Raw genomic sequence first — 21,604 nt, forward strand, 5'->3', positions numbered from 1 at the left:
TTTGATAGCTGCTAGCGCTTAATAGATAAGCGCTAGAGGCCAATTTCATTCAAATTTTGGCAGCCTACCTCAGGCGTCGAACTGCGTGGGGTTCTTGCCCTGGATGGGCGCATAAAACGCCTTGATGCGCGCCATGTCGCCGTCAAGATCTCCGGTGGGCTCAAACACCGGGCCCAGGCCGCCCACCTTGCGGCCGTAGTCCACAAACGCAAGCACGATGGGCACGCCTGCCTGCTGCGCGATGAAGTAAAAGCCCGTCTTCCAGTGCCGCGTCTTCCCGCGCGTGCCCTCGGGCGGCACGATGAGCTGCATCGGCCCATCCGCATCCCGCATGGCCTGGGCCGATGTCGCGACCAGGTTGCTGGACTGGCCCCGGTTCACCGGAATGCCGCCCAGCCAGCGCATCACCCCACCAAACGGCGCCTTGAACAGGCTTTGTTTGCCCATCCAGTACACCCGCAGGCGCAGTGAAAACGCCAGCATCAACGTGTACGGCAGATCCCAATTGCTGGTGTGGGGCGCCGCGATCAGCACGCTTTTGGCAGCGTGGGCGGGCAAGGCGCCTTCAATCTTCCAGCCGGTGATGCGCAAGGTGAATCGGGACGCAGCGCGCAGGAGCGTGTTGACAACCGGCGTGTCAAAAATGGTGTGGTGCATGAGGGGGAAGCAGAAAACAGGACGGCGGCTGTCGTGCCGCCATCAATCGCAGGCGCGGGGAGTATCGCCGATAGCCCCTATGCCCGGTTTTGGGGCAGGGCAACTTTGCCCCCAGAAAAGCGCCGTCGGCGGCATTGTCAACAATCTTTTCCCGGGCCCACTTTGGTCAAAAAAATCTGGTGTTTAAAAACCGCCGGACCAGAATGATCGGCATGGCTCCCCTTCCCCGGAGCTGACCCGCCACGCCTCGACCCGCCCTGGACCATGCTGAAAGCCACCCGCTACGACGACACCACCTACCGCGACCGCAAGCGGTATGCGTGGCTGTTGTCGCTGGTCGTGCCGTGCACCGTGGGCGCAGGCCCCGCGCTGATGTTGTGGACCGGTGAGCCGCTGGCGTTGTGGACACCGGTGGCGTTTTTCTACCTGGTGGCACCGTTGCTGGACTGGCTGCTGGGCCTGGACCAAAGCAACCCGCCCGAATCCGCCGTGCCCGCGCTGGAGCGTGACCGCTACTACCGCCGCATCACCTACCTGCTGGTGCCGGTGCTGTGGGCCGCTTTTATTTTCAGCACCTGGTTTGTGGCCACGCAGCCCCTGCCCTGGCATGGTGTGTTGGCGATGGTGTTGACCACGGGCACGGTGGGTGGGTTCTGCATCAACCTGGGGCATGAGCTGGGCCACAAAAACTCCAAGCTCGAACGGTGGCTGGCCAAGCTGGTGCTGGCGCCCACGGCCTACGGGCACTTTTTTATCGAACACAACCGGGGCCACCACCGCGATGTGGCCACCCCGGCTGATCCGGCGTCGTCGCGCATGGGCGAGTCCATCTACCGCTTTGTGCTGCGCGAAATGCCCGGCGCCCTGCGCCGCGCCTGGGCGCTTGAAAAAGACCGGCTGGCGCGCCAGCAACTGCCGCTACTGTCCTGGCACAACGAAATCCTGCAACCCGCGCTGATCACCCTGCTGCTGTGGACCGCCCTGGCCCTGTGGCTCGGCCCGGCCGTGCTGCCGTTTTTGCTGGTGGCCTCGTTCTGGGCCAACTTTCAGCTCACATCGGCCAACTATGTCGAGCATTACGGCCTGCTGCGCACACAAGACGCCAACGGCCGTTACGAACCCTGCCAGCCGCACCATTCGTGGAACAGCAACCATTTGTTCTCCAACTGGGCGCTTTTTCACCTGCAGCGGCACTCCGACCACCATGCGCACCCGCTGCGTCGCTACCAGTCGCTGCGGCATTTTGACCAGGTGCCGCAGCTGCCGATTGGCTACTTCGGCATGTTCACCCTGGCCTATGTGCCGTCCCTGTGGCGCCGCGTGATGGACCCGCGCCTGCTGGCCATGGCGGGGCGCGATGCCACCCGCATCAACATCGACCCGCGCCAGCGCGCCCAGGTGGTGCGCCGCTATGGGCTGCGCGACGGGGCGCTGCCCTTGGAAGTGCAAGCCGACCGACGCCACCGAGCAAGGCGCTGATTCAGCCTATCTGCACGCTTCTCTTTTGATAGCTATCAGCGCTTGATGGATAAGCGCTAGAGCCCATTTTTATTCAAAACCACACGCTGGCACTGGCCGCAAGGTCGGTGGGATAATCCTGGCTTTCCGGTTGCAGCCCTGCAGGCGCCTTCAGCCATACAGGGCTCCCACTGCAACCCCCACCCTCCCCGCTTTCTAGTTTGCCCGTGGAACCCACCCTGAGCCCCTGGCGCATGTCCGTCGCCCCGATGATGGATTGGACCGACCGCCACTGCCGTTACTTTCACCGGCTGCTGACCCGCCAGACCCTGCTGTACACCGAGATGGTGAACGCGGGCGCCATCATCCATGGCGGCACCGAGCGGCACCTGCGCTTCAACGCCGAAGAACATCCCGTCGCCCTGCAACTGGGCGGCAACGAGCCCGACAAGCTGGCCGAGGCCGCGCGCCTGGGCGCGCAGTGGGGCTACGGCGAGATCAACCTCAACTGCGGCTGCCCCAGCGACCGCGTGCAGCGCGGCGCGTTTGGCGCCAGCCTCATGAAGTCGCCCCAGCTGGTGGCCGACTGCGTGAAGGCCATGAAGGACGTGGTGAATGTGCCCGTCACCGTCAAGCACCGCATCGGCATCGACAAGGTGGAGGACTACGGCTTTGTGCGCGACTTCGTCGGCACCGTGGCCGACGCCGGGTGCACCGTGTTCATCGTGCATGCGCGCAACGCCTGGCTGCAGGGCCTGTCTCCCAAAGAAAACCGGGACGTTCCACCGCTTCGGTACGAGGTGGTGCACCAGCTCAAGGCGGAATTCCCCCAGTTCACCATCGCCATCAACGGTGGCATCACCACCGATGTGGTGGTGCAGGAACAGTTGGAGCACTTGGACGGCGTGATGATCGGCCGCGAGGCGTACCACAACCCCTGGTGGATGGCGCGCTGGGACCAGCTCTACTACGGTGAACAAGGCGGCGCCCCCTGCCCCCTGACCCGCGAAGAGGTCGAAATCAAGATGGTCGAGTACATGGAGCGCGAGGCGGCCCAGTACGGCACCCCCTGGCCCCACATCGCGCGCCACATGCTGGGCCTGCGCCACAGCCTGCCCGGCGCCCGCATCTGGCGCCAGGTGTGGAGCAACCATCTGCTCAAGGACCGCCCTGCGCGCGAGGTGCATGCGCTGGCGGTGCAGTCGTATGCCAGCGCTGCGCCGGAATCCTCTTCAGAGCAACCCGCACAGACGCTGCTGGTTTGACACCGCGCTGACAGCGCTCTGATTCCAGCAAAGAAGAGGATGTGCCCCTATGACTAAAGCGGCCCTCATGCGCACGGTCCTGCGCGTGCCAGTGGCGACGGATCAGGCCGCGTTCACCGCTCTGGCTCTGCGCAGTCGCGCACTGCACGCGCCCTGGACCTCTGCACCGTCTACGCCAGAAGCATTTGCAGCCTACTTGGCGCAGATGGAGGCCCCCGCAAACCAAAGTTTTCTCATTTGCCTGCCGGGCCTCGCAGCGGGTGGTAACGACGGTGAGCAGATCGCGGGCGCCATCCATCTTTCGCAAATTGTGATGGGCAACTTTCGCAGTGCGTACCTGGGCTACTACGTTTTCGCGGGCTACGAACGCCAGGGCGTGATGCGCTCGGGGCTGCAACAGGTGGTGCGCCATGCTTTTCGGCATCTCAAACTGCACCGGCTGGAGGCCAACATCCAGCCCGGCAATACGGCCTCCGTCGCGCTGGTGCGGGCCTGTGGATTCACGCAAGAGGGTTTTTCACCGCGCTATCTGAAGATCAATGGTCGCTGGTGCGACCACGAGCGCTGGGCCATCGTGGCCGGTTAGCCACCGTCATCACGGTTACTGCGTTGCCTCATGCGGTCGTAGTCAGCCGCCCCAACCACACCGCCAGTGGCTCCGGCCTCCCAAACAGGTAGCCCTGCAGACATTCGCATTGGCTTTCCACCAAAAAATCCGCCTGGGCGCGGGTTTCGACGCCTTCCGCCACCACACGCAGGTGCAGGTGGCGTGCCACCGAGATGATGGACTGCACGATGGCGGTGTCGTTGGGGTCGTCGGGGGTGTCGTCCACAAAACTCTTGTCGATCTTCAGCTCGTACAGCGGTAGCCGCTTGAGGTAAGCCAGGCTGGAATAGCCAGTGCCAAAGTCGTCGATGGAAAACCGAACGCCCAGGCCAACGATTTCGGTCATGCGAGCGATGGTGTCGTCCAGGTCTTCGATGAGCAGGCTCTCCGTTACCTCCAGGATGAGGTTGGTGGGGTGGGCGCCGGTGTGGGCCAGCACATGGCGCACGCGCTCGACAAAATCGTCCTGGCGAAACTGCCGCTCGCTCACGTTGACCGACAGCGACAGCTCGCGCCCAGCGGCCTGCAAACTGGCCAGGGTTTCGCAGGCCTGCTGGATCATCCAGTCGCCCATGCGCAGGATCAGGCCCGAGGCCTCGGCGATGGGAATAAACCGGTTGGGCGGCACGTTGCCGCGCGTGGGGTGTGTCCAGCGCATCAGCAATTCGCCGCCGACCACAGTGCCTGCTGCGTCCACCTGGTTTTGCACAAACGCGGCCAGTTGGCCTTCGGCGTGCGCCTTTTTCAGGTCTTGCTCCAGCGCCAGGCGCTCCTGCACGTCGGCCTGCATGGCGGCTTCGTAAAAGCGGATGCGGTTGCGGCCCAGGTCTTTGGCGCGGTACATGGCGGTATCGGCCTCGCGCAGCAGGTCTTCCACGCCCTCGCCGCGCTTGGGGAACAAGGTGATACCGATGCTGCCGGTGCTGCTGTACAGGTGGGTGTCGATGGCGTACGGCGCCTCCAGCACGGTGCGCACATCTTCAGCCACCAGCAGCGCGGCGCGGCCAGCGGTTTCCACATCGGGTGCCAGGTTGTGTGCCAGCACGACAAACTCGTCGCCCCCGAGGCGCGCGACGGTGTCACCGGGCCGCAGTTGAAGGGTGAGGCGTTGGGCCACCTGCATCAGCAGTGCGTCGCCCACGGTATGGCCCCGGGCATCGTTGATCTGCTTGAAGTTGTCGAGGTCGATGTACAGCACGGCGCCCACCTGCGCTGCCTTTTGGGCGCTGAGCAGGGCGTGTTCCATGCGGTCCAGCAACATGCGCCGGTTGGGCAGGCCGGTGAGCGCATCGAAATAGGCCAACTGGTGGGTGCGTGCCTCGGCGCGCTTGCGTTCGGTGATGTCACGCGACAGGGCAATGAACCGCGGTGCGTCACCAGGGGCCGGGCTTTCCTTGCGCGCGATGGACAGTTCAAACCAGTGCGTGTTGCCATCCAGCTCCAGCTGAAACTGGTGGCCTGCGGAGTACCCCGTGCGGTGGGCCGCATCCAGGGCGGCATGGCAGCCTGCGGCAGCATGGGGCGGCACCACATCGGTGATGAGCCGCCCCAGAAACATCTCGGGTGGAATGGCCAGCACTTCAGAGCGGGCCGAGCGGTAGTGGTGGATGCGGCCGTCCAGGCCCAGCTCGAACAGCAGGTCGGGAATGGCGTTGAGGGTGCTCTCCAGGTCGTCACGGGTGGCGCGCAGCTCGGCCGTCATGCCCCGCGCAACTGCCACAGCCCGCTCGCGCCCCGTGGCCAGCAACCAGGTAAACCAGGCCAACAACAGGCTCAACACGCCCCCCGCCACTGCCACGGGGTAGTGGCCGTTGTCGCCGTAGCGCTGCTCAAAGGCGGGCAACGGCGACATCTGCAGCAGCCAGTGGCGCCCGCCCACCGCCAACAAGCGGGTGTCTTGTGCGCTAGGTGCTCCAGCGTCTGAGGCGGCAGGCGTGGCAGGCGTGGCAGAAGCGGCGGTGCCAACAGCGCTGCCATACAAGCGGTTGCCTGCATTCGCCTCGCGGCCATCAAAGACTTGCAGCCCAATGTCCGAATCAAACTCCTTCGCCATCCCGCTGATCACATCGGCTAACTTGAACGGTGCAGATACCCATCCCACCAGGGCTGCACGGCGGCGGGCTTCATCGCTGATGATGGCGCCGGGTTGGTAGACGGGCAAATACATCACCAAGCCAGGCACGGGCTCGGTCACGGGCTCGGTGGCTGGCTGGCCGGGTGTGCCAGGCAAAGACTTGTCTTGCTGGAGCGCCAATGGCGCAGACAACGCCAGCTCGCCCGTGTCGCGGGCGCTGTCCATGGCGGCCTGAGCGGCCGGGATGGTGAGCGCATCAAACCCCAGGGCCTTGAGGTTGTCGCCCTTGAAGGGCTCGATGTGGGTGATGGGTGCGTATGCACTGCGCTCGCCCACAGGCCACACGGTGTATTCGGGGAAGCCGCGACTGCGCATGTCGGCAATGTGGGCGTCGAGTTCTGCCGATTGCAACTGCAGGATGAGCGACACCCCTTGCAAACCAGGGCGCGTCTCCTGCAACTGCAGGGCGCCCACATAGGCGCGAAATTCTTCGCGGTCGATGCGCTCGGAGCCTTCAAAATAGCCCTTGACCCCCCGCAATACCACCTCGTAGGTCGCCATGCGGTCTTTGAGGTTGTAGGCAATGTGGTCGGCCGCTACCTGAAAATTCTGCGCCCGCTTTGCCCGCGCGCCCCGCTCTTCCGCCTGCCAATACAGAAAGGTGAACCCCAACGTCAGCAGCGCCACCAGCGGAGGCAACACCACCGGCACCCAGCGGTGGCTCACCGCACCCCGGCCACCGCGCGAACCCGCGTCGCGCAGTGGGCCTCTGGGGCTTTCGTCGGGCGAGGCATCCGTCCCGGACGGGTGTGAGGGGGTCATTGCGTTCCCATTTGATTCGTGGCGCGGCCTGGCGGTGCAGGCACACCATGGGGTGAGCCGGACCACTGCACCATTATGAGCATCTGTCCCGCACTGCCAAGGTGCATTTGCGTGCAGACTTACCCCCGGGGTGACCGGCTTGTTGGATATGCTGCACGCCGACCCCGGCTGCGCGCGCTGCGCACAGAGCCTCAATCACAACCCATGGGACATTGAACGGCATGCCATCGCTTGATTTCGACCGGGAGGAATCCCTTTTTCGCGCTTTTTATGCGCAGCAATGTGCCGCCCTGAACGAGGCCTGCGAAGCCCTCGCCGGCGTGGTAGCCCAGGTGGTGGCGCAAGCGGGTGGCGTTGACATCGCCAAGGTCGAGGGACGCGTCAAGGACGCAGACGAGTGCATTCGCAAGTTTGTGCGCAAGTACCGGCCTGCGCTGGAAGAAAGCAACACCCCGTTCGACATTCAGAGCTACATCACCGACCTGGTCGGCGTGCGCGTGGTGTGCCTGTATGAGGACGAACTGGAAAAAATCGCCCAGATCGTGCGAGCGCACTTTGCGGTGATGGATGTCACCGACAAGGTGACCGCGGTCGAGAGCACCGAAGCCTCGTTTGGCTACAAGGGCCTGCACCTGGACCTCAAGCTCAGCGCGGCCCAGCGCGATCTGCCCGAGCACGCCGCCTATGCCCACCTGCCTTTTGAGCTGCAGGTGCGCACCATCATCCAGGACTCGTGGAGCGTGCTGGACCACAAGATCAAGTACAAAAAATCCATCCCGGGCCAGCTCAAGCGGCGCATCAATGTGCTGTCTGCCTTGTTCGAATTGGCCGACCGGGAGTTCCGCCAGATCCGCGACGCCACCGCCGCCGAACTGCTGGAGGCGCCGGACGAAACCGCCGAACCGGCCTTTGATGCCGAACTTGACGCACTGGCGCCCCAGAAGGCCGCAGCCAGCAGCAGCGAGCTCAATGCGTTCACGTTTCTCAAGATTGCTACGCATTTCTTCAAGGACTTTGAGTTCGAACCATCGAAGGTGGACGGCTTTGTGGACGACATCCAGGTCTGGTCGCCGGGCATGACCCGCGCGCGTTTCAACGCGCTGATGCGCGAGACGGTGGGTGTGGTCAAACGCTACAAGCAGCACCTGGAGGAGCAAAACCCGCAAGGCACCTTCAACCCGTACACCGTGATCCGGCATTGCCTGTACCTAAGTAACAAGGCCGCTTTTCGCCCGGCGCTGCGCAATTCAGCCCGCGAATCGTTTGAAGCGTGGCTGCTGGAACACGCGGAGCCCAAACCCCAATAATATTGAGTCAAAAGTGCCTCTAGCGCTTATGGATAAAGCGTTAGTAGCTATTGTTTTTGATGTTCTGGGTGCGCTGCTCACGCGAGAAACGAATCTTCCTGGAAAGCCACGCGCCTTGTCACAAAGGTGACTCGTCATTGGTGGTTTTCCTCCATGCGCTTGTTACCAAGTGCTGCTATATTGCACTGCAACATAACGGAGTTTCGCCCCATGCTCTATCACCTCTACGAAACCCAGCGCTCCTTGATGGAGCCCTTCACGGACTTCGCACAGGCGGCTGCCAAGCTCTTCAGCAACCCGATGTCCCCGCTCAGCCAGAGCCCGCTTGCACAGCGCATGTCCGCCGGGTACGACCTGATGTACCGCCTGGGCAAAGACTACGAGAAGCCGACGTTTGACATCCACACGGTGGATGTGGACGGTGTAGGGGTAGCGGTGCATGAGCACATCGAGGTGGACAAACCGTTTTGCGAGCTTCGCCGCTTCAAGCGTTTTTCGGACGATACGGACACGCTGATCAAGCTCAAGACCCAGCCCGTGGTGTTGATCGTTGCGCCGCTGTCAGGCCACTACGCCACCTTGCTGCGCGACACGGTGCGCACCATGCTCAAGGACCACAAGGTCTACATCACCGATTGGAAGAACGCCCGCCTGGTGCCCCTGTCCGACGGGGAGTTTCACCTGGATGACTATGTGAACTATGTGCAGGAGTTCATCCGCCACCTGCAAGGCACCTATGGCAACTGCCACGTTATCAGCGTCTGCCAGCCCACGGTGCCGGTGCTGGCTGCCGTGTCGCTGATGGCCAGCCGTGGCGAGACCACGCCACTGACCATGACCATGATGGGTGGCCCCATCGATGCCCGCAAGTCGCCGACATCGGTCAACAACCTGGCCACGAACCGCAGCTACGAGTGGTTTGAAAACAATGTGATCTACCGCGTGCCGGACAACTTCCCGGGCGCTGGCCGGCGCGTGTACCCCGGCTTTTTGCAGTACACCGGCTTCGTGGCCATGAACCCGGACCGCCACGCGACCAGCCATTACGACTACTTCAAGGACTTGATCAAAGGCGACGACACCAGCGTCGAAGCCCATCGCAAGTTCTACGACGAGTACAACGCTGTGCTGGACATGGACGCGGACTATTACCTGGAAACCATCCAGACCGTGTTCCAGGACTACAAGCTGGTGCATGGCACATGGGACGTGCGCTCACCCGAAGGCAACGTCGAACGCGTGCGCCCGCAAGACATCACCACCACGGCCCTGTTCACGGTGGAAGGCGAACTGGACGACATCTCCGGTTCGGGCCAGACCGAAGCGGCACACGACCTGTGCAGCGGTGTGGTGCGCAAGGAGCAACGCCACCTGGAGGCCAAGGGCGCAGGCCACTACGGCATTTTCAGCGGCCGCCGCTGGCGCGATCTGGTGTACCCCCAAGTGCGCGCTTTCATCCTGGAGCACGAAGTGCCCCAAAAGAACGCAGTAGCCACCGCCATCGAAATCCCGGATGACAACCCACCAGTCCGCAAGGCGGTGGCTGCGAGCAAGCCGGCTGCAAAACCTGCGTTGAAAGCCGCTCCTGCCAAAACATCGGCCCGCGCTGCCCCCAAAGCAAAACCGGCCGAAGCCCCCAAGCGGACCAAGCCAAAGGCAACCCCACCCGTCAAAGCAGTGGCAACCACAAAACCTGTTGCCAAGCCCACGCCAAAAGTGGTGCCGAAAGCGGCTGCCACGGCCTCTGCCGTTGCGACCCGTTGGGTAAAGCCTGCGGGCGAACAGCCTACCGGAGCCGCTGCAGCGCCTGCAGCCGAATTGGGCACGACCAAGGCCGCTGCGCCCGCACCCCGCGCTCGCGCAGTGCGAAAAGGTTGACCCGCGCACCGGAAATCCACGCACCGACCGCCCTGGCACAGCTTGCGGCGCGAATTGATGCTGCGCTGCCGCAGACGCAGTGCACGCGCTGCGGCTACCCGGACTGCGCTGCCTACGCGCAAGCCATTGCCGAGGGCGCAGCGCCGATCAACCAGTGCCCACCGGGCGGGGCCGAAGGTGTGGCGCGTCTAGCCGCCATCACGGGCCACCCGGTCGTACCGCTGAGCGTTGAACATGGTGTGGAGGGCCCGCGCGCGGTGGCCTTCATTGACGAGGCTTGGTGCATTGGTTGCACGCTGTGCATCAAGGCGTGCCCCACGGATGCCATCGTGGGGTCCAACAAGATGATGCACACCGTCATCGAGCCCTATTGCACGGGTTGCGAGCTGTGTGTTCCCGTGTGTCCGGTGGACTGCATTCAGCTGGACAACGTGAGTGGCACGGCCACCGGCTGGTCGGCCTGGTCAGCGCCCATGGCGCAGCAGGCGCGCCAGCGCTACCAGACACACCGAGTGCGCGTGCCGCTGGAGGACCCCGAAGAGGCGTTGGCTGACACCAACCCCGCCGTTGACGCTGGCGTTGAAACGAAACCGGACGCCGCTGCTGCACGACAGGCGGCGATTGCGGCCGCCATGGAGCGGGCCCGGCAACGCCGCGCGCAAAGCCCGGGCTGAGCAAACACGTCGCGGCGAGGCTGTTATGCCCCCCGCCCCCTGCCCCCCCCCCCCCCCCCCCCCCCCCCGGGGCTACTTGGCCGCCAGGGCCTTGTACACGCCGCATCCCACGTACCCATCGCCTGCGCGACTGACGTAGGACATCTTGGTCTGCACTGCCCCCGTGGCGGGGTTGGTGATGTCGTATTCCACCCAGCCTGGCGCGCGCTCTGCCTGGGTGACGATGTCACTCACCAGACGGTCACCCGCAATGCCGGGAATATCCTGCACCCGCGTGCCCACTTTGGCCGGGTTGCCCCCAAACGCCAGGTAGGTCCCGGCAGCGTCGAGCACGAACACGTACATGTCCCGGTCGTGGTAGGGCTGGTTCTTGTCAGTGATGCTGCGCAAGAACTGGTCGCGCGACGTGGTCTTGTGCAGCGCCATGGCTTTGTTCACCAGCACCACCGCCTCTTCTGCCGTGCCTTGCTGCAGCCGAAATGCAGACACCGCGCGGGACAGGGTGGACGCGCGTACCTCCAGCGCTTCGGCCTGTTGCACCGCATGGCCCACCATTTGCGCGTTGTGCTGCGTGATCTGGTCAAGCTGCTGCACCGCAGCGCTCACCTCGCGCAGGCCGGTGCTCTGCTCGGCACTCGACCCGGAGATTTCGCTCACGCTGTCTGCCACGCTGCGAATACCACCAGCCATATCCGCAATCCCTGCGCCCGCCGAGCGGATCAGGCCCGCGCTGGTTTCGACCTGGCTCACCGATGCGCCGATCAGTTCGCGAATCTCACGCGCCGCGTCGCCCGACCGCTTGGCCAGCGTGCGCACTTCGCCCGCCACCACCGCAAAACCGCGCCCTTGTTCACCCGCGCGGGCGGCCTCTACCGCGGCGTTCAGGGCCAAGATGTTGGTTTGAAACGCGATGCTGTCGATGACCCCAATGATTTCGGTCATGCGCCGTGCACCCTGCTGGATCGCCTCGACCGATTGCACGGCGCGGGCCATGGCCTCAGACCCGGCATCGGCCGCCTTGCGCACGGCGGCGGCGCGCACGTCTGCGCCCTGGGCCGTGTGTGCATTGTTTTGTACGGCGGACGACAACTGCTCCACGCTGGCGGCGGTTTCTTCCAGGTTCGCCGCCTGTTGTTCGGTGCGGTCTGCCAGCGACCGATTGCCCTCAGCCAAACTCTGCCCGGCATGGGCGACCAGGGCCGCATTGCTGCGGATATCGGCCACCATAGACGACAGCGTCAGCACCATGCGGTCGAGCGAACTGGCCAACTCGCCGACTTCGTCGCTGCCGTAGGCACCCGCACGGGCACGCAGATCGCCTCCGGTGGTGAGATCCATGGCACGCGCCAAAGTCGCCAGGTCCGACGACAAACTGCTGTACAGAGCCGCCAACGCATACAGAACCACCACCGCACTTACCGCCACGGCCCACCAAGGGGCGGACACCGCCGCAAGCGCCAGCGCAACCGCTGTCAGCAGCCCCAGTGTCAGCAGCTTGCCCGGCAGATGCCAACGGCGCATCCACCACAGGCCCGGCCGCAGCGCGAAAAATCCTGCCATCTTGTCTCCCTTATCGTTCTTACGAGTGCCGGGCGATGCTAGGGGCGCGCTCTTACGTCGAATTGACAATTCGGGCCCGGCGAGGGTTTCCGATAGGTATGCCCAACGTCGGCGTCAAACGCCCCCGAGCCGTTCAAACTGGCCGTTGATACAAGCCATTCGCCCATAATGTCGCCCCATGAACCCCCTGCTTTCTCACCTCCAGCCGTACCCGTTCGAGCGGCTGCGACAGCTCTTTGCCGGGGTGACGCCCCCTGCGGCGTACAGCCCGATCAGCCTGGGCATGGGTGAGCCGCGCCATCCTACACCGCAGTTCATCAAAGACGCATTTTGTAACAACCTGGGCGGCTTGGCCAGCTACCCCGCTACGGCCGGGGAGCCTCGGTTGCGTGAGGCGTTCACGCAGTGGCTGAAACAACGCTACGCGCTCACGCTGGACTCCGGCACCCAGGTGCTGCCCGTGAACGGCTCGCGCGAGGCGCTGTTCTCGTTCGCTCAGACCGTCATCGACCCGTCAAAAGGCCAGCCGCTGGTGGTCTGCCCGAATCCGTTTTATCAAATCTACGAAGGCGCCGCGCTGTTGTCAGGTGCCAAGCCGTACTACGCCCCCAGCGACCCCACGCGCAACTTTGCCGTGAACTGGGACACCGTGCCTGAGGCCGTGTGGGAGGGCACCCAGCTGCTGTTTGTGTGTTCTCCCGGCAACCCCACCGGCGCCGTCATGCCGCTTGCGGAGTGGAAAAAACTGTTCGAACTGAGCGACCGCTATGGTTTTGTGATCGCCTCGGACGAGTGCTACAGCGAGATTTACTTCCGCGACGAACCGCCACTGGGGGGGCTGCAGGCCGCGTCGCAACTGGGCCGAGGAGATTTCAAGAACCTGATGTCCTTCACCAGCCTGTCCAAGCGCAGCAACGTGCCGGGCATGCGCAGTGGTTTTGTGGCAGGCGATGCAGCGCTGATCAAAGCGTTTTTGCTGTACCGCACCTACCACGGCAGTGCCATGAGTCCCATCGTGCAGGCCGCCAGCATTGCCGCCTGGGGTGACGAAAAACACGTGGTGGAAAACCGCGCCATGTACCGCAAGAAGTTCGCCCAGGTCACCCCCTTGCTGGCGGGCGTGATGGAAGTGGCGCTGCCGGACGCCGGTTTTTATCTCTGGGCCAAGGTCCCCGAGGCGCTGGGCATGGATGACGCCGAGTTCGCGCGCGCCCTTCTGGCTCAATACAATGTCACCGTGCTCCCCGGCAGCTACCTGGCCCGCGAGGCCCAGGGCAGCAACCCCGGCGCCCAGCGCATTCGCATGGCCCTGGTGGCCGAAACCGAAGAATGCGCGGAAGCCGCGCTGCGCATCGTGCAATTCATCCAATCCCGTACTGCCTGATCGACAGACCTAGAGACTGACTGACAACAACATGACCCAACAACTCCAAACCATCATCGACAACGCCTGGGACAACCGCGCCAGCCTCTCGCCCGCCGCCGCCCCCAAGGAGATCCAGGATGCCGTCGAGCACGTGATCGCCGAACTGAACAACGGCACCTTGCGTGTGGCCACCCGTGCAGGTGTGGGCCAGTGGACCGTGCACCAGTGGATCAAGAAGGCCGTGCTGCTGTCGTTCCGCTTGAAAGACAACGAAGTCGTGAAGGCCGGTGACCTGGGTTTCTACGACAAGGTGCAAACCAAGTTCGCCCATCTGAATGAAGAAGAAATGAAGGCCACCGGCGTGCGCGTGGTGCCACCGGCTGTGGCCCGCCGCGGCAGCTTCATCGCCAAGGGCGCGATCCTGATGCCGTCGTATGTGAACATCGGCGCCTATGTGGGCGAAGGCACCATGGTCGACACCTGGGCCACCGTGGGCTCTTGCGCGCAGATCGGCTCCAACGTGCACCTGTCGGGTGGCGTAGGCATTGGCGGCGTGCTGGAACCCCTGCAGGCAGGCCCCACCATCATTGAAGACAACTGCTTCATCGGCGCCCGCTCCGAAGTGGTCGAAGGTGTGGTCGTCGAAGAAAACTCCGTACTGGGCATGGGCGTGTACCTGGGCCAGAGTACCCCCATCTTCAACCGCGCCACCGGCGAAATCAGCTATGGCCGTGTGCCCTCGGGCTCGGTCGTGGTCAGTGGCAATCTGCCCAAAACTGCCGCCAATGGCGCGCCCTACAGCATGTACGCTGCGATCATCGTCAAGCAGGTGGATGCACAGACCCGGTCCAAAACCAGCATCAATGACCTGCTGCGCGACTGAGCCGCGTTGATCACACCGCACCGCTTGATCATCAGCGCGCAAGACGACATGATCAGCGCCACGACAACGACCGACAACAAGAGGGAAACACCATGAGCACGATGGAGCGGATTCTTCGCCTGATGAGCGAAAAGAAGGCATCAGACGTTTACCTGTCGGCCAATGCCCCGGCGCTGATCAAGATCAACGGCGAGTGCGTGCCGATCAACAACCAGATCCTGCCGCCCGACGCACCGCGCAACCTGCTGTCCGAGGTCATCCCTCCCGACCGCATCGAAGAGCTGGAAGAAACCGGTGAGCTCAACATGGGCGTGCCGCTCAGCGGTGTAGGCCGCTTCCGTATCAGCGCCATGCGCCAACGCGGCAGCTATGCGGTGGTGATCCGCTTCATTTCGCAGACGATTCCAGAATTCGACTCGCTGGGTCTGCCGCCGGTGATGCGCGACCTCATCCTGGAAAAGCGGGGCCTCATCCTGATGGTGGGAGCCACGGGCTCGGGCAAGAGCACGTCGCTGGCGTCCATGATCGACACCCGCAACGAGGCGCTCACGGGTCACATTCTCACCATTGAAGACCCGGTGGAGTACCAGTTCAAGAACAAGAAATCTATCGTCAACCAGCGCGAGATTGGTAGCGACACCCAGTCGCTGCAGACCGCGCTGAAAAACGCCTTGCGCCAGGCGCCGGATGTGATCCTGATCGGCGAAATCCGCGACCGTGAAACCATGTCGGCCGCCATTGCCTATGCGCAGTCGGGCCACCTGTGCCTGGCCACGCTGCACGGCAACAACAGCTACCACGCGCTGAACCGCATCTTGTCGTTCTACCCCGTTGAAGTGCGCCCCACCATGCTGGGCGACCTGGCATCGGCCTTGAAGGCGATCGTGTCGCAACGTTTGGTGCGCACAGTGGACGGCGGCCGCGTGCCTGCGGTAGAGGTCATGCTCAACACCAAGCTGGTGTCCGAGCTGATTGAAAAAGGCGACTTCTCCGGCGTGAAGGAAGCGATGGAAAAGTCCATGGCCGAAGGCTCGCTGACCTTTGAAGAAGCGCTTGCCCGCCTCATCATGGATGCCAAGATCGACCGCAAAGAAGGCATGGCCTACGCAGACTCGCCCACAAACCTGATGTGGCGCCTGCAGAACGACTTCTCTCTGGCCGCCAATGCCGCCAAGGCGCAAAAAGAAGCCCGCGATGCGCCCGATGACATGCCCTCGTTCACCGAGATCGTGCTGGACGTCAAACCCGCAGCATGAAGTGAAACACCCCCTCAGTCGCCTGCGGCGCCCTCCCCCTCTCCTTCCGGGAGGGGACGCTACCGGTGACCTGGAAAGCCAGTTCCACGGTGGCACTGGCCTGGTGTGTGCCATTTTTCTGGACAGCGCCTTGAACAACCACCTGCTTGAACGCCTTCCCTGAGTTCCATATCCCCAATGTCCCGTACCCTGCATCTGGCCGAACAGCTCATCTCCCTGCCTTCCATCACGCCCGAGGATGGGGGTTGCCTTGAACTGCTGGCAGATCGGCTGGCACCACTGGGTTTTGTGTGCGAGCGCATGGACAGCGGCCCGGATGATTTCCGCGTCAGCAATTTATGGGCAAAACGGCCTGTAGCGCTTATCCATCAAGCGCTACCAGCTATCAAAACAGTAGTATTTGCAGGCCATACCGATGTGGTACCCACAGGCCCACTGGCGCAATGGAGCAGCGATCCCTTTGTACCCACCCACAAGGATGGAAAGCTCTACGGCCGTGGTGCCAGCGACATGAAAACCTCGATTGCTGCGTTTGTGGTGGCGGTCGAAGAGTTCCTGGCCGCCACGCCGGATCCGTTGGTGACCGTGGCGTTTCTGCTGACCAGCGACGAAGAAGGCCCATCGGTGGACGGCACCAAGGTGGTGGTCGAGCAACTCAAGGCGCGTGGCGAACCGCTGGACTACTGCATCGTCGGCGAACCTACCTCGGTCGAGAAAACCGGCGACATGATCAAAAACGGGCGGCGCGGAACGCTCAGTGGCAAGCTCACCGTGCGTGGCATTCAGGGCCACATCGCCTACCCGCAGTTGGCGCGCAACCCCATCCATCAGGCCCTGCCAGCATTGACCGAGCTGGCTGCGACCGTGTGGGACCAAGGCAACGCGTTTTTCCCGCCCACCAATTGGCAGATCAGCAACGTCCACAGCGGCACGGGTGCCACCAATGTCATTCCGGGCGACATGGTGGTGGACTTCAATTTCCGTTTCTCTACCGAGTCCACTGCCGAGGCCCTGCAACAACGTGTGCACGCCGTGCTCGACCGCCACGAGCTGGAGTACGACCTGCGCTGGACACTGGGCGGCCAACCGTTTTTGACTACGCCCGGTGAGCTGGTCCACGCGGTTCAACAAGCTATCCAGGCAGAGACAGGGATCATCACCGAGCTTTCCACCACAGGCGGCACCAGCGACGGCCGATTCATCGCCCAGATCTGCCCGCAGGTGATAGAACTGGGCCCACCCAACGCCACCATTCACAAGATCGACGAACACGTGGTGGTGGCCGACATCGAGCCCCTCAAGAACATCTACCGCCGTACGCTCGAAAACCTGCACGCGCAGGCGCTGGCTTCGGTTGCGGTGTCGGCATGAACAACGAGTCCACACAAGCTGGAGCGCTCTCAGGCGCTACCGTGGGTGCGCTGGTGGAATCCGGTGCGCAGTGGCTGACATCGGCCGGAGTGTCCTTCGGCCACGGCACCACCAATGCCCGCGACGAAGCCGCGTGGCTGGTGCTGTGGCGCCTGGGCCTGCCGCTGGACAGCGATCTGTCTGATGCGCCAGATTCCATAACAAATCAGCCTGTAGCGCCCGCCAGTCAAGCGCTGGTAGCTACACTTTTTGAAGAACGCATTCGCACCCGTAAACCGGCCGCCTACCTCACCCAAGAAGCGTGGCTGCAAGGTGTGCCGTTTTATGTGGACGAACGCGCCATCGTGCCGCGCAGCCTGATTGCAGAACTGCTGGCCGATGGCAGCATCGATGACTTCTTGAGCGATCAGACCCACAAGGTTTTGGACCTGTGTACCGGCAACGGCAGCCTCGCCGTTCTGGCCGCCATGGCCTGGCCCGAGGTGCAGGTGACCGGCGCCGACATCTCCGCCGACGCACTGGCAGTGGCACACATCAATGTGGACAAACACGGGCTGCAGGACCGTATCCAATTGCAGCTCTCCGACGGACTCACCGCCCTGCCCGGCCCGTGGGACCTGATCCTGTGCAACCCGCCCTACGTCAATGCAGCGAGCATGGCGGCGCTGCCTGCTGAATACCAAGCGGAACCCGCGCTAGCGCTGGCCGGTGGCAATGACGGCATGGACTTCATCCGCCAGCTTTTCGCCGCTGCGCCTGCGTGTATGGGAGAAGATGCGGTGATCGTGCTGGAGATCGGCAACGAACGTGCTTACTTTGAAGCGGCTTACCCCCAGTTACCCGTGTTCTGGCTCGAAACCAGTGCCGGGGAAGACCAGGTTTTACTGGTCACCCGGCAGGCCTTAACCGCTCATTCTCGGCTCACGGCACAATAGAGGGTTGCGCCACAGCCTTTTGCCTCGGTTGCAAAAGCGCTGAAACCCCCAGCTTTTTCCTGCCACCCGCCCTAGCGCGGGTGCGCCTTTTTGCGGATTCCGGATGATTACCCTTAAGAACGTTACCCTGCGACGCGGCGCCAAAGTCGTGCTCGACAACATTTCCGGCACCATCAACCCCGGCGAAAACGTCGGGCTTGTGGGCCGCAATGGTGCGGGTAAATCCAGCCTGTTTGCGCTGCTCAGTGGCAAGCTGCATGAAGACGGCGGAGATTTTTACATTCCCACGAGCTGGCGCATGGCCGAGGTCGCGCAAGACATGCCCGAGACAGAGCAGTCCGCCACCGCGTTTGTACTGGACGGCGACACACGCCTGGCCGAGGTCCAGCGCCAACTGGTGGAGGCCGAGGCCAGCGACGATGGAATGGCCATTGCCCATGCCTATTCGGACCTGCACGATGCAGGCGCGCATGACGCGGTGGCACGCGCGCAAGCCCTGATTCTGGGCCTGGGTTTTCGCGTCAGCGAGCTGGAACAGCCGGTCAACAGCTTCTCGGGCGGTTGGCGCATGCGCCTGCAATTGGCGCGTGCCCTGATGTGCCCAAGCGACCTGCTGCTGCTGGACGAACCCACCAATCACTTGGATTTGGACGCCCTGGTGTGGCTTGAAGCGTGGCTCAAACGCTATGCGGGCACCATGATCGTGATCAGCCATGACCGCGAATTTCTGGATGCCATTACCAACGTCACCCTGCAAATCCAGCAAGGCGAGTTGAACCGCTACGGTGGCAACTACAGCAAGTTTGAAGAACTGCGCGCCCAGCAGCTTGAGCTGCAACAAGCCAGCTTCTCCAAGCAGCAAGAGAAGATGGCCCACCTGCAGAAGTTCATTGACCGCTTCAAGGCCAAAGCCAGCAAGGCCAAGCAGGCACAAAGCCGCGTCAAACAACTCGACCGCATGGAAAAACTCGCGCCCGTGCTGGCCGAGGCCGATTTCACTTTCGAATTCAAGGAACCGGCCAACCTGCCCAATCCAATGTTGGCCATCAGCAATGCGTCGTTTGGCTATGTCGATGATGAAGGCGTGCCCACCACCATCCTTGCGGGCGTCAACCGCTCGGTGCTGGCAGGCCAGCGCATCGGCATCCTGGGTGCGAACGGCCAGGGCAAGTCCACGCTGGTCAAAACCATTGCGCGCACCATGAAGCCTCTGGGCGGCGATGTGACCGAAGGCAAGGGCCTGAACATTGGCTACTTTGCCCAGCAAGAGCTGGACGTGCTGCGCCCAGCTGACAATCCGCTGGAGCACATGATTCGCCTGGCCAAAGAGCTGGGCCCTGACGCAAAACAACCGAGCCGCGAGCAGGACCTGCGCAGCTACCTGGGCAGCTTCAATTTCACAGGCGACATGGTCAAGCAGGCCGTAGGCACCATGAGCGGTGGCGAAAAAGCCCGGCTGGTGCTCGCCATGATCGTTTGGCAGCGTCCCAACCTGCTGCTGCTCGATGAGCCTACCAACCACCTGGATTTGGCGACCCGCGAGGCTCTCGCCATGGCCCTCAACGACTTCGATGGCACCGTCATGCTGGTCAGCCACGACCGTGCGCTGCTGCGCTCGGTCTGCGAGGACTTCTGGATGGTGGGCCGAGGCGTCGTGGGGCCCTTTGATGGCGATTTGGACGATTACCAGCGCTATCTGCTGGAAGAGTCCAAGCGCTTGCGCGAAGAGGCTCGTTTGGCTGAACAAGCCCAAACGTCTTTGGCCAACGCTCAACCCCAGGTGTTCACCCCGCCATCACCGGCAGTCAAACCAGTCGCCGTTGCGGCCACCGTTCCGACACAGGCGCCCTCCACGCCCGCCTCTCGGGACGGGCGAGACCAGCGCAAACTCGATGCACAGGCGCGCCAGCAACAGGCTGAAAAAGCCCGCCCTCTCAAGAAAGAGCGGGAACAAATCGACAAACGGCTGACGGACCTTGCGGCGGAGCGCGCCGGGTTGGAGCAAAAACTTACCGAAGCGCTGCCACCCGCCGAGATCGCCGAATGCGGCCGTCGCCTCAAGGCCGGGCACGACGAAACGGCCCAACTCGAAGAGCGTTGGTTGGAAATTTCTGCGTTGCTGGAAGAAATCGAGGTCTCCGCAACCGCTTGAATATGTAAAACCGTGTAAGCAAAAGTCTGCAGTAATTAGATTTTTCGCTTACCAGGCATCAATCACTTGCTGCAAAATTTGTAGCGGCTTACATCCTGAATACCCAGGCACTTACGGTTGCATTTTTTTGCGAAACGCTGTCAACGGACTGCTGATCGACCGCGTTGTTGGTACATCACAGGAGTTTTCCAGTATGAATACCACCGCAATCTTGACTGCTTGGCCCGAAGACGAACGCGACCGCAAGCGCGCTCCCGCACGCTGCTGAAGGTGTGGCTGCGTTATGGCGGCCCCTTCCCAAGTTCTTTGCTCCTCTCAACAAAAAAACCCCGCAATGCGGGGTTTTTTGTTGTCCGACAAGGGCATTTCTGCCCGCTTTCGGAAATCAACCCATGTGCAGACCGCCGTTAACCGAGAAATCGGCGCCCGTTGCATAGCCCCCTTCTTCAGACGCCAGCCAGGCAATGATGGAAGCGATTTCGCTGGGCTCACCCAGGCGCTTGACGGGCACGGTGGCAACGATTTTTTCCAGCACATCCGGGCGAATGGCTTTCACCATGTCCGTTCCGATATAGCCGGGGCTCACTGTGTTGACGGTGACGCCCTTTGTGGCCAGTTCCTGTGCAAGGGCCATAGAGAACCCGTGCATGCCCGCCTTGGCCGCGGAATAGTTGGTCTGACCTGCCTGGCCCTTTTCGCCGTTCACCGAGCTGATGTTGACAATGCGGCCCCAGCCTTTTTCCACCATGTCTGCCACCACCTGTTTGGTGACGTTAAACATGCTGTTGAGGTTGGTTTCGATGACAGCATCCCAGTCTTCGCGGGACATTTTCAGAAACATCCGGTCACGGGTGATGCCAGCGTTGTTGACCAGCACGTCGATGCTGCCATGCTCGGCCTTGGTCTTGCTGAACGCGTCCACGGTGGAATCCCAGTCGCCTACATTGCCGACCGATGCATAAAAGGCGTAGCCCAGCGCTTTTTGTTCGCCCAGCCACTTGGCGTGGTCACGGGTTGGGCCGCAACCCGCAATGACTTTGAAGCCTTCTTTGTGCAAGCGCTGGCAGATGGCCGTTCCGATACCGCCCATGCCGCCGGTGACATACGCAACTTTTTGGCTCATGTGATTTCTCCTTGTTAGTGATGTGCTCAACGCTCACTCTAACCAAGAAATCACAGGCCGCCGTGGAGGTAAACACTGAAGCCGTTTCCTTTTTGGCATATCCACATGCGTCACACAGCGGACGCAGGAACTTCGTAGGCGTGGGCGCCACGTTTTGGTGCATACAGCGGGTTACAACAAATGCCAGGCGGCACTTGATGCGCGTCAATGTCCCCA

Annotated in this window: 16 protein-coding genes; 12 read left to right on the forward strand and 4 right to left on the reverse strand. The window is 62.6% G+C overall.

Annotated elements, in window-relative coordinates:
• Positions 1-69: 69 nt before the first annotated feature.
• Positions 70-657: a lysophospholipid acyltransferase family protein gene (locus ACK41V_RS00755; protein ID WP_409776385.1), complete on the reverse strand. Its 588-nt coding sequence runs from the start codon at positions 655-657 to the stop codon at positions 70-72.
• 264 nt (positions 658-921) lie between these two features.
• Here ACK41V_RS00755 and ACK41V_RS00760 point away from each other — a divergent pair, with 264 nt between their 5' ends.
• The 3 genes from ACK41V_RS00760 (at position 922) to ACK41V_RS00770 (ending at position 3,966) form a co-directional block, all read left to right on the forward strand.
• The gene (locus ACK41V_RS00760; RefSeq protein WP_409776387.1) at positions 922-2,136 is read left to right on the forward strand and encodes an alkane 1-monooxygenase; all 1,215 of its coding nucleotides are present in this window, start codon (positions 922-924) and stop codon (positions 2,134-2,136) included.
• 200 nt (positions 2,137-2,336) lie between these two features.
• A complete protein-coding gene (dusA, locus tag ACK41V_RS00765) occupies positions 2,337-3,380 on the forward strand; it encodes a tRNA dihydrouridine(20/20a) synthase DusA (protein ID WP_409776390.1) in 1,044 nt (347 codons plus the stop codon).
• Positions 3,381-3,429: 49 nt separating this feature from the next.
• Positions 3,430-3,966, forward strand: coding sequence for a GNAT family N-acetyltransferase (locus ACK41V_RS00770; RefSeq protein ID WP_409776392.1), 537 nt, complete (start codon positions 3,430-3,432; stop codon positions 3,964-3,966).
• A 28-nt stretch (positions 3,967-3,994) separates the two neighbouring features.
• Here the strand turns inward: ACK41V_RS00770 and ACK41V_RS00775 are convergent, their stop codons facing one another.
• Positions 3,995-6,883, reverse strand: a complete 2,889-nt coding sequence (locus ACK41V_RS00775; protein ID WP_409776394.1) for an EAL domain-containing protein — start codon at positions 6,881-6,883, stop codon at positions 3,995-3,997.
• A gap of 221 nt (positions 6,884-7,104) precedes the next feature.
• Between ACK41V_RS00775 and ACK41V_RS00780 the strand changes: the two genes are divergently transcribed.
• From ACK41V_RS00780 to rsxB, 3 genes are all read left to right on the forward strand, one after another.
• Positions 7,105-8,190 (forward strand): GTP pyrophosphokinase family protein, encoded by a 1,086-nt coding sequence (locus ACK41V_RS00780; protein WP_409776397.1) that lies wholly within the window; start codon positions 7,105-7,107, stop codon positions 8,188-8,190.
• Positions 8,191-8,400: 210 nt separating this feature from the next.
• The gene (locus ACK41V_RS00785) at positions 8,401-10,068 is read left to right on the forward strand and encodes a polyhydroxyalkanoate depolymerase (RefSeq protein ID WP_409776400.1); all 1,668 of its coding nucleotides are present in this window, start codon (positions 8,401-8,403) and stop codon (positions 10,066-10,068) included.
• On the forward strand, positions 10,065-10,742 hold the full coding sequence (gene rsxB / locus ACK41V_RS00790; protein WP_409776402.1) for an electron transport complex subunit RsxB: 678 nt from the start codon (positions 10,065-10,067) through the stop codon (positions 10,740-10,742). Before ACK41V_RS00785 ends, rsxB begins: the two co-directional genes overlap by 4 nt.
• Positions 10,743-10,814: 72 nt before the next feature.
• Here rsxB and ACK41V_RS00795 read toward each other — a convergent pair whose 3' ends face one another.
• The gene (locus tag ACK41V_RS00795; protein WP_409776405.1) at positions 10,815-12,302 is read right to left on the reverse strand and encodes a methyl-accepting chemotaxis protein; all 1,488 of its coding nucleotides are present in this window, start codon (positions 12,300-12,302) and stop codon (positions 10,815-10,817) included.
• Positions 12,303-12,480: 178 nt separating this feature from the next.
• Between ACK41V_RS00795 and dapC the strand changes: the two genes are divergently transcribed.
• The 6 genes from dapC to ACK41V_RS00825 all read left to right on the forward strand — a co-directional run bounded on the left by dapC (position 12,481) and on the right by ACK41V_RS00825 (position 20,265).
• Positions 12,481-13,686 (forward strand): succinyldiaminopimelate transaminase, encoded by a 1,206-nt coding sequence (dapC, locus tag ACK41V_RS00800; protein WP_409776408.1) that lies wholly within the window; start codon positions 12,481-12,483, stop codon positions 13,684-13,686.
• Between the two features lie 31 nt (positions 13,687-13,717).
• Positions 13,718-14,551 (forward strand): 2,3,4,5-tetrahydropyridine-2,6-dicarboxylate N-succinyltransferase, encoded by an 834-nt coding sequence (gene dapD, locus ACK41V_RS00805; protein WP_409776411.1) that lies wholly within the window; start codon positions 13,718-13,720, stop codon positions 14,549-14,551.
• Between the two features lie 92 nt (positions 14,552-14,643).
• Positions 14,644-15,807, forward strand: coding sequence for a PilT/PilU family type 4a pilus ATPase (locus ACK41V_RS00810; protein WP_409776413.1), 1,164 nt, complete (start codon positions 14,644-14,646; stop codon positions 15,805-15,807).
• A 177-nt stretch (positions 15,808-15,984) separates the two neighbouring features.
• A complete protein-coding gene (dapE, locus tag ACK41V_RS00815) occupies positions 15,985-17,178 on the forward strand; it encodes a succinyl-diaminopimelate desuccinylase (RefSeq protein ID WP_409776416.1) in 1,194 nt (397 codons plus the stop codon).
• A complete protein-coding gene (prmB, locus tag ACK41V_RS00820) occupies positions 17,175-18,113 on the forward strand; it encodes a 50S ribosomal protein L3 N(5)-glutamine methyltransferase (RefSeq protein WP_409776419.1) in 939 nt (312 codons plus the stop codon). The genes dapE and prmB overlap by 4 nt, the downstream gene beginning before the upstream one ends.
• A gap of 103 nt (positions 18,114-18,216) precedes the next feature.
• On the forward strand, positions 18,217-20,265 hold the full coding sequence (locus tag ACK41V_RS00825; protein ID WP_409776422.1) for an ATP-binding cassette domain-containing protein: 2,049 nt from the start codon (positions 18,217-18,219) through the stop codon (positions 20,263-20,265).
• A 385-nt stretch (positions 20,266-20,650) separates the two neighbouring features.
• On the opposite strand, the gene phbB is transcribed toward ACK41V_RS00825, so the two are convergent.
• Positions 20,651-21,388 carry an acetoacetyl-CoA reductase gene (gene phbB, locus ACK41V_RS00830; RefSeq protein ID WP_409776425.1) on the reverse strand — a complete coding sequence of 246 codons (738 nt, stop codon included), beginning with the start codon at positions 21,386-21,388 and terminating at the stop codon, positions 20,651-20,653.
• Positions 21,389-21,604 lie beyond the last annotated feature (216 nt).

Origin of the sequence: Acidovorax sp. (assembly GCF_046291265.1) — a bacterium.
Lineage (GTDB): Bacteria > Pseudomonadota > Gammaproteobacteria > Burkholderiales > Burkholderiaceae_C > Acidovorax.

Coding starts and splice junctions, on each gene's coding strand:
- ACK41V_RS00770 (WP_409776392.1), top strand. CDS start 3,430: ATGACTAAAGCGGCCCTCATGCGCACGGTCCTGCGCGTGCCAGTGGCG.
- ACK41V_RS00775 (WP_409776394.1), bottom strand. CDS start 6,883: ATGACCCCCTCACACCCGTCCGGGACGGATGCCTCGCCCGACGAAAGC.
- prmB (WP_409776419.1), top strand. CDS start 17,175: ATGAACAACGAGTCCACACAAGCTGGAGCGCTCTCAGGCGCTACCGTG.
- ACK41V_RS00785 (WP_409776400.1), top strand. CDS start 8,401: ATGCTCTATCACCTCTACGAAACCCAGCGCTCCTTGATGGAGCCCTTC.
- ACK41V_RS00755 (WP_409776385.1), bottom strand. CDS start 657: ATGCACCACACCATTTTTGACACGCCGGTTGTCAACACGCTCCTGCGC.
- dapC (WP_409776408.1), top strand. CDS start 12,481: ATGAACCCCCTGCTTTCTCACCTCCAGCCGTACCCGTTCGAGCGGCTG.
- ACK41V_RS00760 (WP_409776387.1), top strand. CDS start 922: ATGCTGAAAGCCACCCGCTACGACGACACCACCTACCGCGACCGCAAG.
- dapD (WP_409776411.1), top strand. CDS start 13,718: ATGACCCAACAACTCCAAACCATCATCGACAACGCCTGGGACAACCGC.
- ACK41V_RS00810 (WP_409776413.1), top strand. CDS start 14,644: ATGAGCACGATGGAGCGGATTCTTCGCCTGATGAGCGAAAAGAAGGCA.
- dapE (WP_409776416.1), top strand. CDS start 15,985: ATGTCCCGTACCCTGCATCTGGCCGAACAGCTCATCTCCCTGCCTTCC.
- ACK41V_RS00780 (WP_409776397.1), top strand. CDS start 7,105: ATGCCATCGCTTGATTTCGACCGGGAGGAATCCCTTTTTCGCGCTTTT.
- ACK41V_RS00825 (WP_409776422.1), top strand. CDS start 18,217: ATGATTACCCTTAAGAACGTTACCCTGCGACGCGGCGCCAAAGTCGTG.
- phbB (WP_409776425.1), bottom strand. CDS start 21,388: ATGAGCCAAAAAGTTGCGTATGTCACCGGCGGCATGGGCGGTATCGGA.
- ACK41V_RS00795 (WP_409776405.1), bottom strand. CDS start 12,302: ATGGCAGGATTTTTCGCGCTGCGGCCGGGCCTGTGGTGGATGCGCCGT.